This window comes from Planctomonas sp. JC2975 (assembly GCF_012985205.1).
Classification (GTDB): Bacteria; Actinomycetota; Actinomycetes; order Actinomycetales; family Microbacteriaceae; genus Humibacter.
The window spans coordinates 22,029-37,166 of record NZ_JABEKS010000001.1 but is presented as its reverse complement, the minus strand read 5'-3'; the positions used below and the strand labels follow the sequence as shown (position 1 = coordinate 37,166).

The following is a 15,138-nucleotide window of genomic DNA, read 5'->3' as shown; positions in this document are numbered from 1 at the left end:
GCGTGCTCGGCTGCGACTCGGCGTCCCGTGGTGATCCCAGGGAGATGCACGGGCGCGGTGGAGGGCCGCGGCGCGGGATGGTCGAAGCATCCCCCTCGTGAAAGGACCCCATGGTCTCCGTGCGCCCCGCCGAACATCCCGACGCACTGGAACGACTCGTCGACAGGGAGAGCCTCCGCGAGCTGCAGGCACGCTTCTGCCGCTACGTCGCGATGAGTGCATGGGACGACCTCGACCGGCTCTTCGCTCCCGCCGGGCAGATCCGCGCCTACGGCGACGACGGCGAACTGGTCTGCTTCGCGGATGCCCCGCACATCGGAAGCACCCTCGCCGAGCGCTACAGCGACGCGGTGCTGGTGCTCACCGCCTGCCTCGAGGAGCTCACGATCCACACGCCGCACCGAGCGGAGGGCGTGTGGGCGTTCGAGCACCTGGCGGTGCGGACGGGCGGTGACGGCGGCCGACGACGCGCCAATGGTCGCGGATACGTTCTGGCCGCCTACGAGCGGGACGGAGCTGCATGGCGGATCCGGTCCCTCGAGTTCACGCGGTTGCTGCTCGAGCTGGGCGAACCCGGATGAGAGCGGTTTCAGCCGCCACTACTATCGGGTCGTGGCATCGGCACGTGCATCGACTCTCCTCGGACGACGAACCGAGACCCAACTCCTCGACCACCTGATCTCGAGCCTGCGCGGCGGTCAGAGCCGGTCGCTCGTCATCCGCGGCGAAGCCGGTGTCGGCAAATCGGCTCTTGTCGAGCACGTGGCGTCGCGCGCGTCCGGATGCCGGGTGGTCAAGGCGTTCGGCGTGGAGTCCGAGGTCGAACTGGCCTACGCAGGACTGCACCAGCTGTGCGCACCGTTGCTCGACCACCTGGATGCGCTCACGGCCCCGCAGGCGACCGCCCTCGGCGTCGCGCTCGGCGTGCAATCCGGCGGCGCGCCGGACCGCTTCCTCGTCGGGCTCGCGGTGCTCAACCTCTTCTCCGCGGCCGCGGCCGACAAGCCATTGGTCTGCCTGGTCGACGACGCCCAATGGCTCGACCTCGCTTCGCGCCAGACTCTCGCGTTCGTCGCCAGGAGGCTGGTCGCGGAGTCCGTCGGCATCGTGTTCGCGGTGCGAGACCCGAGCGAGGATCCGACGTTCGCGGGAATCGAGACCCTCGTGGTCGGCGGTCTCGCCGAGGCGGATGCGCGCAGCCTCCTCGATTCGGTGCTCGCCGGGCCGATCGACGTCGCCGTGCGCGATCGGATCGTGGCGGAGACCGCAGGCAATCCACTCGCCCTCACCGAGCTCTCCCGTGGTCTCAGCCCGGCCGACATCGCGGGCGGATTCGGCCTTTCCGCGGCGCCGGGCATGGGCAGCCGCATCGAGGGCGGCTACGTGCGGCGCATCGAAGCGCTGCCCGAGGCGACCAGGCGCATTCTGGCGGTGGCGGCCGTGGAGCCGGTCGGCGACCCCGGCCTCGTGTTGAAGGCCGCTGAACACGTGGGCGTCACGGCCGACGCTCTGACTCCAGCCATGCACGACGGACTCCTCGACGTGGGAGTGAAGCTGCGGTTCCGGCATCCGCTGATGCGTTCGGCAGCGCTGCGCGCCGCGACACCCGAACAGATCGCTGAAGCGCACCGAGCGCTTGCCGAAGCGACCGACCCCGTCACCGATCCGGATCGCCGTGCGTGGCATCGGGCAGAGGCCGTGGTCGGCTTCGACGAGGAGGTCGCGGCCGACCTCGTGCGATCCGCGCGACGCGCGCAGGCCCGCGGCGGACTCGCTGCCGGCGCCGCTTTCCATCAGCGGGCCGTCGAACTGACGCCCGACCCGAACATCCGGGCGCGGCGCGCGCTCATGGCGGCCGAGGACAAGTTCCGCGCCGGCGCGACATCCGACGCCCTGACGCTCCTCGAGCTCGCGACCCCCGCGCAGCTCGACGACCACCAGCGGGCCCGAGCCGAGCTCGTGAGGGCCAGGGTGGCGCACGCCGTGACGCGGGGAAAGGATGCGCCCCGACTGCTTCTGAGGGCAGCGGAGCGGCTTGCGCCGCACGACCCGGAGGCATCCATCGCGATCTACGCGGACGCTGTCGCCGCGGCGTTCAGCTCGGGGTCTCTCGCGGTCGGCGTCGACCTGCGCGACGTCGCGGCCGCGATCCTCCACGCGCCGGCCGACCCCCAACTGCCGGCCACCGAAGCCGCCTGGGAAACCCTTCGGAGCATCGCCGTGCTGGTCACCGAAGGATACGAAGCCGGAGCTCCCCTGCTCCGCACGTCGCTGCGCACCCTGACGAGCACGGTGCGCGACGCGACGGCTCGCGCCGGTGCCGAGGATGCGCCGCTCGCGGTCGACGCTTCCGTGCAGGATCCCGCCGCCGACCAGCTGCCTCCCGCAGAACCGGTCGACTCCGGCGGTCCGCCATTGCACGTGCTGCGACGCGGCCTCGGCATCGATGCGGTCGACGACGACGGCCTGCATTGGCTCGCCCTCGGCAGCCTCGCGGCGCGCATTCTCTCCGACGACGTCGCCTACGACGAGTTCACCGCGCTGCAACTGCAGCAGAGCTACCGCAGCGGCGCCCTTGCGCAGCTTCCGATGGCCATGTCCGAGCGATTCTCCGCGCTGATGTGGAGCGGCAGGATGAGCACGGCCGAATCACTCGCGTATTCGGTGCAGGCCATCATCCAGGCCACCGACGCCCTCCCGATCATGAACCGCATGCTGTGGCTGTACACCTTCAGGGGCGATGACGCGGCAGCGCTGCAGATCATCGACGCTCCGCGCGACGACGTGTACCGACGCGGAGAAGGTCAATGGCTCATCTCCATCGCGTGCGGTGGCGGCATGCTCCTCAACGCGCTGGGCCGCTACAGCGATGCCTTCGACGCGACAAGCGATGTCGCCGGCCATCCGTTCGACGTAGGGCTCGCCGCCTGGATCCTGCCGGAGCGCATCGAGGCCGCCGTGCGCACGGGCAATACCGCCGAAGCAGCGGCAGCGGTCGCGCGTCTCAACGACATCGCGGATGCCTGTGCCACCGATTGGGCGCTCGGCGTCGCAGCCAGGTCTTCCGCGCTCGCAGCCGACGACGCCGACGCGGAACGCCTCTACCTGCGCTCGATCGAACTGCTGGGCAGAACCGGACAGCGCGCGACCCTCGCCCGCTCGCACCTCGTCTACGGGGAATGGCTGCGTCGTGCGAACCGTCGGGTCGAGGCAAGGGATCAGCTGCGCCTGGCGCACGCGATGCTCAGCGACATGGGCATCATCGGATTCGCCGAGCGCGCCCGTCGGGAGCTCTTCGCGACGGGTGAGACCGTGCACCGGCGCAGCGCGGATCCGCTGGAAGACCTCACGTCGCAGGAGATGCAGATCGCCGCACTGGCCGCCGGCGGAGGCACCAACCCCGAGATCGGCGCGCAGCTCTACCTCAGCCCGCGCACGGTCGAGTGGCACCTGCGCAAGGTCTTCACGAAGCTGGGCATCACCTCGCGGCGACAGCTCGCGGGCGCGCTCGGTCGGTAGGTTTCCCGAGCGCCGGCTGAACGGTAGATGCCCTGGCGGTCACGGGCGTCTGCCCGGTGGAACCCGGGGTGCCCGCCCGGGTGCGACCCAGGCGATTCTGAAACCTCCGGGCCGCCATCGTGGTCGATATGAACCACATCGGATATCCACAGGCTCCACCGACCCAGTCCACGGCGGCGATCGTTCGCGCCGTCTCGATGCCCGGCGCGCGTCGCCGGATCGCCCTAGTCTTGGCGGTGCTCGCGGCCGTGATCGCAGCGCTCGCTGTCGCGGGGCCGGCGTCTGCGCATGCCGCAGGGGCGACATCCGCTCCGCTGACAGTCACCACCGACGCGGGTGCCCTTCACGGTGTCGGCACCGGCGGCGTGCGGGAGTTCAGGGGCGTGCCGTATGCGGCACCGCCCACCGGAGACCTGCGCTGGCAAGCGCCGCAGCCCGTCGCTCACTGGTGGGGCGTTCGGGATGCGTCTACGTACTCGCCCGTCTGCCCTCAGGCTCCTGCGAGCCCGAACGGCTCGAGTGAGGACTGCCTCTACCTCAACGTGACGGCTCCAGCCACCACGAGCGGTGCGCCGCTGCCGGTCATCGTATGGATCCACGGCGGCGGATTCGAGTTCGGAGAGGGTGCCGACTACAACGCCGACAAGCTCGCCTCGACGGGGGCCGTCGTCGTCACGATCAACTACCGGCTCGGTCTCCTCGGATTCCTCGCCCACCCGGCACTGGCCGATCACGGCACAGCAGGCAACTACGGCCTGATGGATCAGCAGGCAGCACTGCGTTGGGTGCAGACCAACATCGCCGCGTTCGGCGGCAATGCCCACGACGTCACCATCGCCGGACAGTCGGCCGGCGGTCTCTCGGTGCTCCAGCAGCTCGTCTCGCCGGGTGCCACGGGTCTGTTCCAGCGCGCCGTCGTCGAGAGCGGCGCGTTCGCACCGAAGCAGAAGTCGCTGGCCCAGGCCGAGGCGGAGGGCACGGCGACAGCCACGGCCCTCGGCTGCTCCGACCAGAGCGCCGACTGCCTGCGCAGCGTGCCGGTCGACGAGCTCGTCGCGCACCAGCCACTGTCGATCACGCCGGGCGTCGTCGACGGCGCCGTCGTGAAGCAGTCGGTCGGGACCGCGATCGCCACCGGCGACTTCAACCGGGTGCCGATCATCAACGGGTCGAACACCAGCGAGGAGCGCATCTTCACGGAGATCGGCGTCAGCGTGCAGAAGGGTGCGACGGTGCCGCTGTCGGGGCCGAGCCCGGTCACGGCGTCCAACTACGTGTCGACGATCTCCTCGTCGTTCGGCGTCTCGACATCGGTCGCGAACCGGATCGCTGCGCAGTACCCGCTGTCGGCGTACGCCACGCCGAACCACGCCTACAGCGCCGCCGCGTCGGATGCGAACTTCGCCTGCACGGCCTATGCGCTGGACTCCGTGGCCTCGCTGTGGACGCCGACGTACGGCTACGAGTTCAACGACGCGAACGCCCCGTGGCGCGATCTGCCTGACTCGTTGGGCGCCCCGTCTGCCGCAACGCACGACTCCGAACTGCAGTACCTGTTCGATCTGGCGAACGCGCTCCCCGGAACGCTGTCCGCCGATCAGGAGCAGCTCGCAACGACGATGCGGGGTGCGTGGTCGCAGTTCGCCGCGACGGGGTCACCCGCGACCGCGACGCAGCAGTGGCCGAAGTTCGGCATCCTGCAGCACAGGGTGCTCTCCCTCGTGGCGCCGGCACCGAGGCTGGAGACCGACTTCGCGAGCACGCATCACTGCGGGTTCTGGGCGGGTGTCGCTCTGACCACCGGCTGGTAGAGGCTCGGCTCCCCGACAGCCGAAGAGCGCCGACGGACGCTGCGGTCCGACGCAGCCGGTCCGTCGACGGAACGAGGGCACGGGCATCCTCCGCGGATGTCCCTGCCCTCGCCGGCGCATCGCCAAGAGGACGTGGCCGGCCGCCTAGCGCGCGTTCCTCAGACGAGTGGACGCACCGAGGCGTATGCGTCGGAGACGTCGCGCGTGGGCGTATCGAACACCCGTGTGATGCGCTGTGCCTCGTCGTACCGATGCCATCCCGGCTCGCCGTCGACGATAAAGGAGACCGCCCCGCGATGCACGGTGTCGGCCAACGCCTGCGGTGGTGTCGGTCCGGCGAGCGGCTCGATGGAAGGGCCGTCGAGGCAGTCGAAGAAGAACGGGACGTCGAGGCAGTGCTCCGCGAAACCGAAGTGGCCTGATGGCCAGGCGAAGCGGTACGCCCAGGTGGGCGCCTCGCCTCGCGCGGCGAGAACTCTCAGCACACCCGCACGGAACACCCGGTCGGTCAGCAAACGGCCCGCCAGCCGCACCTTGCCTTTGGCGACCACGTCGGCGTTCGCCCTGAGATACGCCTTGCGCTCGGATTTCGGCACGCCGAGCCGTCGAAGCAGCCCGCCCTTCGTGACCCACCGCAGCGCCGCGGCAGCATCGGTGACCGCCATCGTGAACTCGTCGTCGGCTGTGCCGAGCACGAGTGGTTTGTCGGCGCCGACGCCGACGCGGAACGATTCCGGGGTCGGACGCAGGATGAGTTCGCCGTCCACGGCGGGTCCCAGCGGCAGGCCGTCGTCGAGAACGGAGTCCAGCGCGTCCGCCCCCAGTTCGGTCGCCTTCTTCTGCACGTCGAGAACACGCTCCTCTGACAATGCGGACCACCCGGCACGAGTCGGCTCGACGCCGGCCCGAGCCGCCATCATGCGACCGAACTCCTCTGAGCGATCGGGTTGCACGTCGGCGAGCGCGGCGGACAGCGCGTAGACGCCATGGAACAGGTGCTGCGCGCTCTCCATGCCGAGGAGGGTCAGGACGGCGCCGCCTCCCGCGGACTGGCCGGCGATCGTGACACGCGACGGATCGCCTCCGAATGCCGCGATGTTCTGCTGCACCCACTCGAGCGCGAGCATCCAGTCACGCACCCCGCGGTTCGAAGGAGCATCCGAGATCCATCCGAAACCGTCGAAGCCGAGGCGGTACGAGATGGACACGGTCACGACGCCGTCGCGGTTGAAGGCGCGGCCGTCGTACCACGGGCTCGCCGGCGACCCGGCGAAGTAGCCTCCGCCGTGGATCCACACGAGCACCGGCATCCCCGCGCTCTGTTCCGCCGGCTCCGGCACCGGCGTGAAGACGTTCACGTTCAGAGTGGAGTCACCGGGGATGCTCGGCTCGGGAATGAGCGTCACCCCCTGGTCGCCGCGCTGCGCAGTCGCACCGAACGCCACTGCGTCGAGCACGCCATCCCACGGGGTCTTCGGCACAGGAGCGGCGAACCGCAACTCCCCCACCGGGGCCTCGGCGAACGGGATCCCGAGGAACGCCGCCGAGCGTGTGCCGATCGTGTTGCTGCCGGGACCGTCTCCGCTGCTCGTCTCTCCGCTGCTCGTCTCTCCGCCGCTCGTGGTTGCGCCGGTCGGCCGCCAACGGCCGCGCACGCGTCCGGCCGCGATCGTCACTTCGGGATGCTGCACCGCGTCGTCGCTCGTCTCGAGCTGCGTGATGCTGTCGGATGTTCCGCGTTCCATGGTCCTCATTCCGTCGACGCTGACCTCTGGACGCTACTTCACCCAGCCGATCGTCGTGTCACACGACCGCTTCCCGCAACCCGATCTTCGGCTTCGCCCACGACCGCCCTCGCGTGTCCTTGAGGATGTCGTACTCCACGTCGACGTGCGGCTCGATGGCGCTGTACTTGTCGTTCGGCGCACCGATGACGAGCTGGAATCCGAGTCCGCGCCAGGCGCCGATCGCTCGCTTGGTGAAGTGCGCGTCCGCCTTGATGAGCGCCTCGTCCATGAACACGGGTGCGTAGCGTGGTCGCTCGGATCCGGCATCGCCCAGCTGATAGCGCAGCGCGGCGCCCACGATGAAGGCGATCAGCTCCTGCGACTCGCCGCCCGACTTCTCACCGATGTGGTCGTAAAGGGCGACGTGCTGCTTGGTCGGCGCGTCGATCCGCTCTGCGCTCACGCGCACGTGGTTGCGCACGTCGACGAGGTCGGCGAAGTCGGGTGCCGAGCGGCGCATCCGACCGATCAGACGGGACATGCGGCGATAGACCTGTTCTCGCTCGTCGTCGGTCGTGGCCGCATCGATGAGTGCACGAACGTCACGCAGCTCCCTGCGGAATCGTCTGCGGGCCTCCGACTGGTTCTCCCGGGTCGTGATCTGCAGGCGATGGCCGTCGTCGTAGAACGGCAGGTCCTGCATGATGCGGTTGATCGGCTCGATACGCTCGCGGATCTCGCGCAGCGACCGGCTGAGGGTCGAATCCAGGTTCGTGAGGTCGTTGCCGGACAGCTTGAGCAGGCTGTCCCGCCACTCCGACTCGAGCCGGTGCAGGCCGCTGACCTCCAGCGCTTCCAGAAGCGACACGAAGTCGGTCATCGAGGTATCGGGATCCGGCAGCAGGTTCGGGTTCGGCCAGCGGTCGAGGAAGCCCTGCATGATGCGGCGCACCGATTCGCGGTGCTCGCCGAACGACTGAACGGCCGCGCGGCGGTCCTCGTCGAGACGGTGACCGGCGTCGGCGAGCGCGGCGTCGAAGCGCACGAGCACTGCGGATGCCTGTGCCGACGCAGCCTGCTCGCCCAGGGTGAACCGTCCGTCGAGGTACGCGCCTTGGTCGCCGTCGAGCTCCCGTCCGGCATCCTCTGCCTCATCGACCACGCGCTGACTCGCATCGACGTCGTCGGTGACGCTGCCCCACGTCTCCTGGGTGCTCTCGCGCTCGGACTCCATCCGCCCGATGTCCCGCTGCAGGCCTGCGGAGCGTTCCTTCACGTCGGCGATCTGCGTCTGGATGCGCGCGATCTCCGGATTGCCCGCCACCACGTCGTCCTGCACCGCCGTCCACCTGTCTCGCTCAGCGGTGACCGTGTCGAGATCGACCTGTTCCCAGGTGAGCTCCGTGACCTTGGCGTACAGGGCGAGTCTGCTTTCGAGGGCATCGAGCTGCTCCTCCTCTGAGGCGGCAGCCGACACCGCCTGCGCGACGCGGATCCTCGCGGCCTCGAGCTCGGCATCGAGGTCGCGCAGCCGACGCTCGTTGGAGAAACCGAGCACGTTGTCGCGGCCGTGACCACCGTGTGCGCCGCCACTGCCCTGCGACAGCTGGCCAGTGATCGTCAACGCATTGCGGTGGCGGGAGAGCTCGGACGGCGAGTCGACGCAGACGAAGTCGAAGCGGCTCTCGAGGCGCTCCTGCAGCCATCCGGTGAACGGGGTCGTCGCGTAGTCCAGCCTGCCGGGAAGGGTGCGTCCGTCACCTCCGGTCGTGGTGTCCAGTCCGGTGTGCACGCCTTCGTAGCGAAGTCGCACCGGTGTGCGCACGGCGTCGATCGCCGCACGGAACCGGTCCATTTCAGCGACATCGATCAGCAGCGTGGTGGCGAAACCGCCGAGGGCCAGGTTGAACGCTTCGCGCCAAGGCTCGAACTCGGTGCGAACCTCGACGAGCTCCGCGACGAAGGGGAGATCATCCGGTTCGAGTCCTGCTGTGGACGCGAGAAGGTCGCGCGCGTCGCGGAGGTGCGGCGGAACATTGCTGCGCCCCTCCGTGACGCGCTGCCGCTCAGCTTCGAGCCTGGTCACTTCCGTGGCCGCCGCCTTCTGAGCGGACATCGCGGTGGCGAAGGCGCCTCGGGCTGCGCGCTTGGAATCCGTGTCGGTCAGTGCGGTGCCCGCGAGCGCGACGAGCTTCTGGAACTCGTCGCGATTCGCTACCCGGATGTCGGCTGCCGCGAGGTCCGCGTCGAGTCTCAGTCGGGCCTGCTGCACGCCTGCGAGCCTGGACTCGATCTGCCGGAGTTCGCGCTGCGCGGTCTCGAGGCGATCTCCGCCGGACTGACGCAACAGGTCGGCCAGTCCCTCGCGCTCCGAGTCCGCGGCGTCCGCCAGTGCGTGCTTCTCCCGCAGAGCGAGGTCGAGGTCGTGCGTGCGGGTCCGAAGCTCGGCCTCGACCTCCCGCAGCAGGTCGAGCCGACGACGCGCCCGCCAGAGTGACGCGAGGGAGTCCCGTTCGCCGAATCCACCGATCCCGTCGACCACGCGCACCCGTTCGTCGGCGGCGGCGATCTTGCCGCGCAGCTCGCGAAGCGGTTCGAGCGCGGCGACCTGCTGGCGTGCGGTGAGCATCCGTTGCCGGGTGCTCTCGAGTTCGTCGAAGTGGGCGACCACGGCATCCGCCGTCGTCATGGTCTCCGGCTCCTCGAGTACAAGGCGCTTGTACAGGTCGTCGACGGTCGTGATCTGCTGCCCGGCCTGGATGCGCGCGAGCAGGCTCATCGCCTTGGCGCCGGCACCGGCGGCACCGATGCCGAGCACAGCGTGAAGTCGCGCCGAGAACTCGCGATCGGTGCCCACCGGGTCGAGGCCGGCAGCCTTCAGCGAGGTGTCCGACAGGCGGAACACCGCCGCCTTCTCGAGGGAGCTGAGGTCGAAGTCGCCGTCCGCGGTGGCGCGCACACGCACCGTTTCCTCGAGCACGCGGGCCCCAGCCGGGATGTACCAGGCGCGCACCGCCGTGAACCGGGAGCCGTCGTGGTCGAGCCACGTCATCGCGACGGCTGTCCACGTGTCGACTCCGTCACCGCGGAGCACGCGCATCTTGGTGCCGTCCTCCGTGCGGGACTCGTCGAGCTTGCCGCGGGCATAGGAGAGGATGTTGCGCTGCTCGTCGCCGCGCGGACGTCCCGTCACTCCCCCGTTCGACGCTCCGTTGAACGGGGTCGTGTGCGGCATCATGAGCGCGATGTAGGCATCCATGAGCGTAGACTTGCCGGAGCCGGATCCGCCGCACAACAGCGTCGCGCCTGGCGAGAAGCGCACGCGGTGGGCGCCGTCGTAGCCGCCCCAGTTGACCAGCTGCAGGTCCTCGGCGAGCCACTGCTGCCCTCGGGATGCCGCAGGGATGAGCCCGAAGAGCGTGTCGAGCATCGTCACAGTGCCATCTCCTCCGCGACCTCGGCGTCTCCACGCTCCTCGTCGGCCCACTCTGCTTCGACGGACTCGACAACGCCCGTGTCGGAACCGGCCGTCTCCATGCCCGCCGTCTCCATGCCCGTCGCCTGCATGCCTGCCGCCTCGACCCGTGCCGACTCCGTTCTCGGGGTCTCGACCGCCTCGGGATCGATGCCCGCCGCTTGCGCACGCAGCCAGTCGCGCAGCTCGCGAAGCTTCTCGGCACTCAGCACGATCTCGATGAGCGGGCTGATCCGGTACCGCCCGACCGTCTCCTCGTCGACGATCCCGTCCTTGGCCAGTCGCGCCATGGCGCCGCGGATGGTCCGCTGCCGCCGCGCCGTGTCGCCGTCCGCTTCCGCGAAGTAGCTCAGGACTGTCTGCTCGACGTCCTCTATGTCGACGCGCGCCGACGCCTCGCCCGCGGCCGACTCGCGCTGGTACACGGTCCGCAAGTGCACGAGCACGAGCGTCTCGGCGCGTGAGTACGGCACGTCCTTGAGCAGGATCGGCGCGTCGAGCTCGTCGGAACGCACCTGCTGCTTGTAGGCGATCCCCCTGTCGTGGTCGATGACGAGCCGCACGAACAGGTCGTTGAGTCGCGACTCGATGGTCGGCTGATGGTCGAGAAGCACCTTCCACTCGTCGCGGTTGCGCTCGGCGAACAGGAACCGGCGCCGCAGCACCTGCACGAGCACGCGACGCACCTCGGGGTCGAGCACCCCGCGGTCCCCGGCGAACAGCTCGTCCGGGTCGTCCTCCATGGCGACCGGAGCGATGAACGGCTCGTCACGGTCGCCGGCCTCGCCGTCGTCCTCCGACGTCGTCGGCGTATCGGCTTCGGTGCCCGTCGACACGACGTCCTCGATATGTGCCGAGGTCGCCTCGCGATCGTCGTCCGTCGATGCGGACTCAGTCATCATCTGCCTCCTTCGCGGCGCGAGCTGTCACGGATCCGAACGCGAAGCGCCTTCTCGTCCCGTCGGGACGCAACGCCTCCACGACCGAGACCTCGTCACCCTCGCTCATCCCGTTGCGGTGTGCGATCTCGAGCAGCCCCAGCAGGTCCACGGGGCGCCGCGTGTCATCCTGCGCGCCCTCGAACGCGTCTCCCAGATCGAACTCGTCGCCGAGACCCGCCACATATTCCTCGAGCTCTGCGTACCGCGGCCCGCCCCACGCGCGCGTGTCGGCATCAAGGAAGTCGGCCTCCTCGTCGAGCCCGGAAAGCGGGGCCGGAGCGGCAGGCGGACGGATGTCGCCCAGCGATTGCCTCAAGTGCCCCATCGTCGCCATCGGCAGGCTCCGCACCGGTTCGACGGGTGCCTGGAGCGACGGGCCGTTCGTCCACGCCTGCAACCCAGACATGACGTCCCGCAGAAGCTCGTCGACCTGACGATCGCGTACCGGATCGTGCGTGCTCACCTGGCCGCTGATGACATGGGAGGCGCGCCGTTGCGCCGTCAGCACGTCCTGCACACCCAGCTCCACCCGCCGGCCGATCGCATCGAGCTCCCCGCGCTGCTGCGCATCCATGAGGCGCGCGAACGGCTGGGCGAGCACGGTGTGCAGTTGCTCCGTGAGGTCGTCGATTCGTTCCGGATCTCCGAGCAGACGCAGCGCGCCCGCGAAGGCGCGTCCCTCGGGGGTGGACTGCATCACATGCTGCCCGCGCTCCAGATACTCGCGCAGCACCTCGCCGGTCGGACGCACGTCCCGACGCAGATCCGCGACGACATCGCGCTGCATCGCCTTGATGGACTCCGCGACCCTGGAGAAGTCGGCCGGAAGCTCGCGGGCCAGGTGCAGCACGTTCTCCGCCTCTTCCAGCAGCTGCTCGTCGTCGACGGGGTCCGATTCGCCGCTCGCGGCGAGCCGCGCGATCTCGGCGTCCAACGCGTCCCGCTCCTCGACGAGCCGCTTCAGGCGCACCTCGGGATCCGCCTCGGCATCGACGGCCAGTCGCTCCACGGCGTCGAGCAGCGTACGCACGCGCGAGTTCGACACGCGACTGCGTCCGCCACCAGTGCGCCCGGTGATCTCCAGCGCCCCGACGGCATGGGCCGTCAGACGGTAGACCTCGACGTCCCCCTCGATCTGCGGCATGAGCCAGCCGACCTTCACCCAGTATCGACAGATCTCGCGGGCCGAGCCGGTGGGCAGCATCCGCTCGTCCTCGTCGTACCCAGCCGCCCGCAGCTCGTCGAGGATCTCGCCGACCTCGGCGTGCGCATCCGACACCGCAACGGTCGGTCGGTCGACGGTGAACACGATCGACAGCACGGCCACGACGAAGGGCGCGTAGCGACGATGGAGGAGGTCGAGCGTCGGCGTCCGGAACGCGGCCAGGGAGCGCAGGTAGGCGGCCTCGGCGCGGGTGTTCGACATCGGGGTCAAGCGTACTGGGCGCTCGGATGCCGGGCCGGCCACCCGTCCACGACAACGCACGAGTGCCCGGAACGCACGAGAAGTCGCAAGCCGACGCGGATCATGCGCCGGGCTTCGACACGATGTGGCCCTGGTCGATCCCGCTCCGGCGGCTTAGCCTGCACAGAGATGGATGCCGGTACTTCCGGCACACAGGAGGTGGTCCCGATGACCTGGATGACCAACAACCTGACCGCACGCACGGGCGCTCCGCCCGCCATCTTCAGCCCATCCGCCTACGCATTCCCGCAGCAGAACACGCAGCATGTCGTGTACCAGGGGTTCGGCGACGGAGCGGGCGACGGCCAGGTGCACGAGCTGTGGTGGGACGGCACGTGGCATCACAACGACCTGACCGCGCAGGCGGACGCGCCATTGATCGAGGGCGTGCCGAGCGGATACGTGTACGCCGACGAGCCGGGCGGCGCCACGCAGCACGTCGTCTACCAGGGCCTCGAGCCCGGGGTCGGCGGGGACCAGAAGGTCCAAGAAATCTGGTGGGACGACGACAAGCATCATCACCAGCTCACCGACGGAGAGTTCCCGCTCATCGACCAGCCGTTCGGTTACAGCTTCGAGCAGGGGCAGCACATCGTCTATCGCTCGAACAACACGCTGCGGTTTCTCGACATGGAGGAGGATTTCGGCTGGTTGGACAGCGATCTGACCCCCTACATGGCCGGGTCCCATCCGATGCTGCCTCCGACGGCGTACGGGTTCACCGCCCAGTGCACGCATCACATCGTCTACGCAGGCAGCGACGGTCACGTGCACGAGGTCTGGAAGGGTCCGTCCGGCGGCTTCCAGCACAACGACCTCACGCTCTCCTCGCGCGCCGGCGTGCAGGCGACGGGCATGCCGTTCGGATTCGCCAATGATCCGGGCTTCGTGCAGGTCGTGTCGTACACCGCGTCGGACAGCCATCTCCACCAGCTCACCTGGGATGGCGCCTGGCACGATGCCGACCTGACAGGGACCGTCGGCGGCATCGCACCGAGTGCCGGGACCGTGCCGACCGGGTACCTGTACCCGTCAGAGGGCACGCTCCATGTCGACTACGTCGGAACCGACGGCCACATTCACGAGTACTGGCAGGATGACACCGGCTGGCATCCGACCGACCTCACCCTTCGAACGGGCACCCTTCCGGCGCGCAGCAACCTGGCGGCGTACGTCATGCCCGACAACACGCAGCACATCATCTTCGTGGACGACGACCGGCAGGTGACCGAGCTGTACTGGCTGCCGTGAGACGCAGCCGGGCGTCGTCGGGACGCGAGAACGGTCGGGCTGCGTTGGGCAACGCCACCGGAACGCCTTAACGGACGAACCCCGGACCACGCGGCTTCCGCATGATTCCGGGGTTTTTCTGTGTCGGGCTGACAGGATTTGAACCTGCGACCCCTTGACCCCCAGTCAAGTGCGCTACCAAACTGCGCCACAGCCCGATGGCCGCCGAAACGGCCTTGGACAGTTTACAGGGTCCCGGGCGCCGGATCGCACCACACCCCGGATGGACCTCTCGTCCGACGCGTCGAGGACCTGTGCAGGCCTTCCGCATGTCGGTGGTCGTCGCTACCGTGATTCGCATGCAGACCAGCGAGCGCGACGACGCGACCGCCGAGATTCGCGTCGTTCCCGTCGCCGAGGTGCCATGGGCAGATGTGCGCGCGGTGTTCGGCGTGCGCGGCGACCCGGCGACCTGCTGGTGCCAGTGGTTCAAGCTGTCCGGCACGGGGTGGCGCGATGCGGATGCCGGAGCCTGCGAATCCGCACTCCGCGAGCAGACCGAGCACGGTCCTGGCCCTGGGCTGGTGGCCTACCTGGACGATGAGCCTGTCGGCTGGGTCGCCGTCGAGCCGCGCCCCGCCTATCCTCGCCTGCGCACGACGCGGGTGGTCGCGAAAGGCAGCACGGAATCCCAGGACGATCCCAGTGTCTGGTCGGTGACCTGCTTCGTCGTGCGGGTCGGCTTCCGGCGGCGCGGAATCGGCGCAGCACTGCTGCGTGCGGCCGTTGCACACGCCGAGGCCTCTGGGGCGCGTGTCCTCGAGGGGTATCCCGTCGACCCGACCGAGAAGAAGGCTTCCGCGGCGGCCCTGTACCACGGAGCGCTCTCCCCGTTCCTCGCCGAAGGATTCGAGATCGTGTCCCGGCCCGAGACAGGACGCGCCGTCGTGCGCCTCGCCTTCTGATCGCA

Annotated in this window: 9 protein-coding genes and 1 tRNA gene; 5 read left to right on the top strand and 5 right to left on the bottom strand. The window is 69.3% G+C overall.

What is annotated here, in order from left to right; all coding sequences use genetic code 11:
* Positions 1-110 precede the first annotated feature (110 nt).
* The 3 genes from HII28_RS00165 to HII28_RS00155 all read left to right on the top strand — a co-directional run bounded on the left by HII28_RS00165 (position 111) and on the right by HII28_RS00155 (position 5,330).
* Complete coding sequence (locus tag HII28_RS00165) at positions 111-581, top strand: nuclear transport factor 2 family protein (RefSeq protein ID WP_170023385.1); 471 nt, start codon at positions 111-113, stop codon at positions 579-581.
* A gap of 31 nt (positions 582-612) precedes the next feature.
* Entirely contained in the window at positions 613-3,519 is a 2,907-nt protein-coding gene (locus HII28_RS00160) for a LuxR family transcriptional regulator (RefSeq protein WP_205864522.1), read from the top strand.
* A 128-nt stretch (positions 3,520-3,647) separates the two neighbouring features.
* Entirely contained in the window at positions 3,648-5,330 is a 1,683-nt protein-coding gene (locus HII28_RS00155; RefSeq protein ID WP_170023383.1) for a carboxylesterase family protein, read from the top strand.
* Between the two features lie 158 nt (positions 5,331-5,488).
* Here the strand turns inward: HII28_RS00155 and HII28_RS00150 are convergent, their stop codons facing one another.
* Genes HII28_RS00150 through HII28_RS00135 form a run of 4 tightly spaced genes read right to left on the bottom strand, consistent with a single transcriptional unit; the run spans position 5,489 to position 12,899 of the window.
* Entirely contained in the window at positions 5,489-7,075 is a 1,587-nt protein-coding gene (locus tag HII28_RS00150) for a carboxylesterase family protein (protein WP_170023382.1), read from the bottom strand.
* 58 nt (positions 7,076-7,133) lie between these two features.
* Complete coding sequence (locus HII28_RS00145) at positions 7,134-10,493, bottom strand: SbcC/MukB-like Walker B domain-containing protein (RefSeq protein WP_170023381.1); 3,360 nt, start codon at positions 10,491-10,493, stop codon at positions 7,134-7,136.
* Positions 10,490-11,434 (bottom strand): DUF4194 domain-containing protein, encoded by a 945-nt coding sequence (locus HII28_RS20570; protein WP_346769119.1) that lies wholly within the window; start codon positions 11,432-11,434, stop codon positions 10,490-10,492. Before HII28_RS20570 ends, HII28_RS00145 begins: the two co-directional genes overlap by 4 nt.
* Entirely contained in the window at positions 11,424-12,899 is a 1,476-nt protein-coding gene (locus HII28_RS00135; protein WP_170023380.1) for a DUF3375 domain-containing protein, read from the bottom strand. Before HII28_RS00135 ends, HII28_RS20570 begins: the two co-directional genes overlap by 11 nt.
* 207 nt (positions 12,900-13,106) lie before the next feature.
* Here HII28_RS00135 and HII28_RS00130 point away from each other — a divergent pair, with 207 nt between their 5' ends.
* The gene (locus HII28_RS00130; protein ID WP_170023379.1) at positions 13,107-14,189 is read left to right on the top strand and encodes a hypothetical protein; all 1,083 of its coding nucleotides are present in this window, start codon (positions 13,107-13,109) and stop codon (positions 14,187-14,189) included.
* 123 nt (positions 14,190-14,312) lie between these two features.
* On the opposite strand, the gene HII28_RS00125 is transcribed toward HII28_RS00130, so the two are convergent.
* Positions 14,313-14,386 (bottom strand) — tRNA-Pro (locus tag HII28_RS00125).
* A 141-nt stretch (positions 14,387-14,527) separates the two neighbouring features.
* Between HII28_RS00125 and HII28_RS00120 the strand changes: the two genes are divergently transcribed.
* On the top strand, positions 14,528-15,133 hold the full coding sequence (locus HII28_RS00120) for a GNAT family N-acetyltransferase (RefSeq protein WP_170023378.1): 606 nt from the start codon (positions 14,528-14,530) through the stop codon (positions 15,131-15,133).
* Positions 15,134-15,138: the final 5 nt, after the last annotated feature.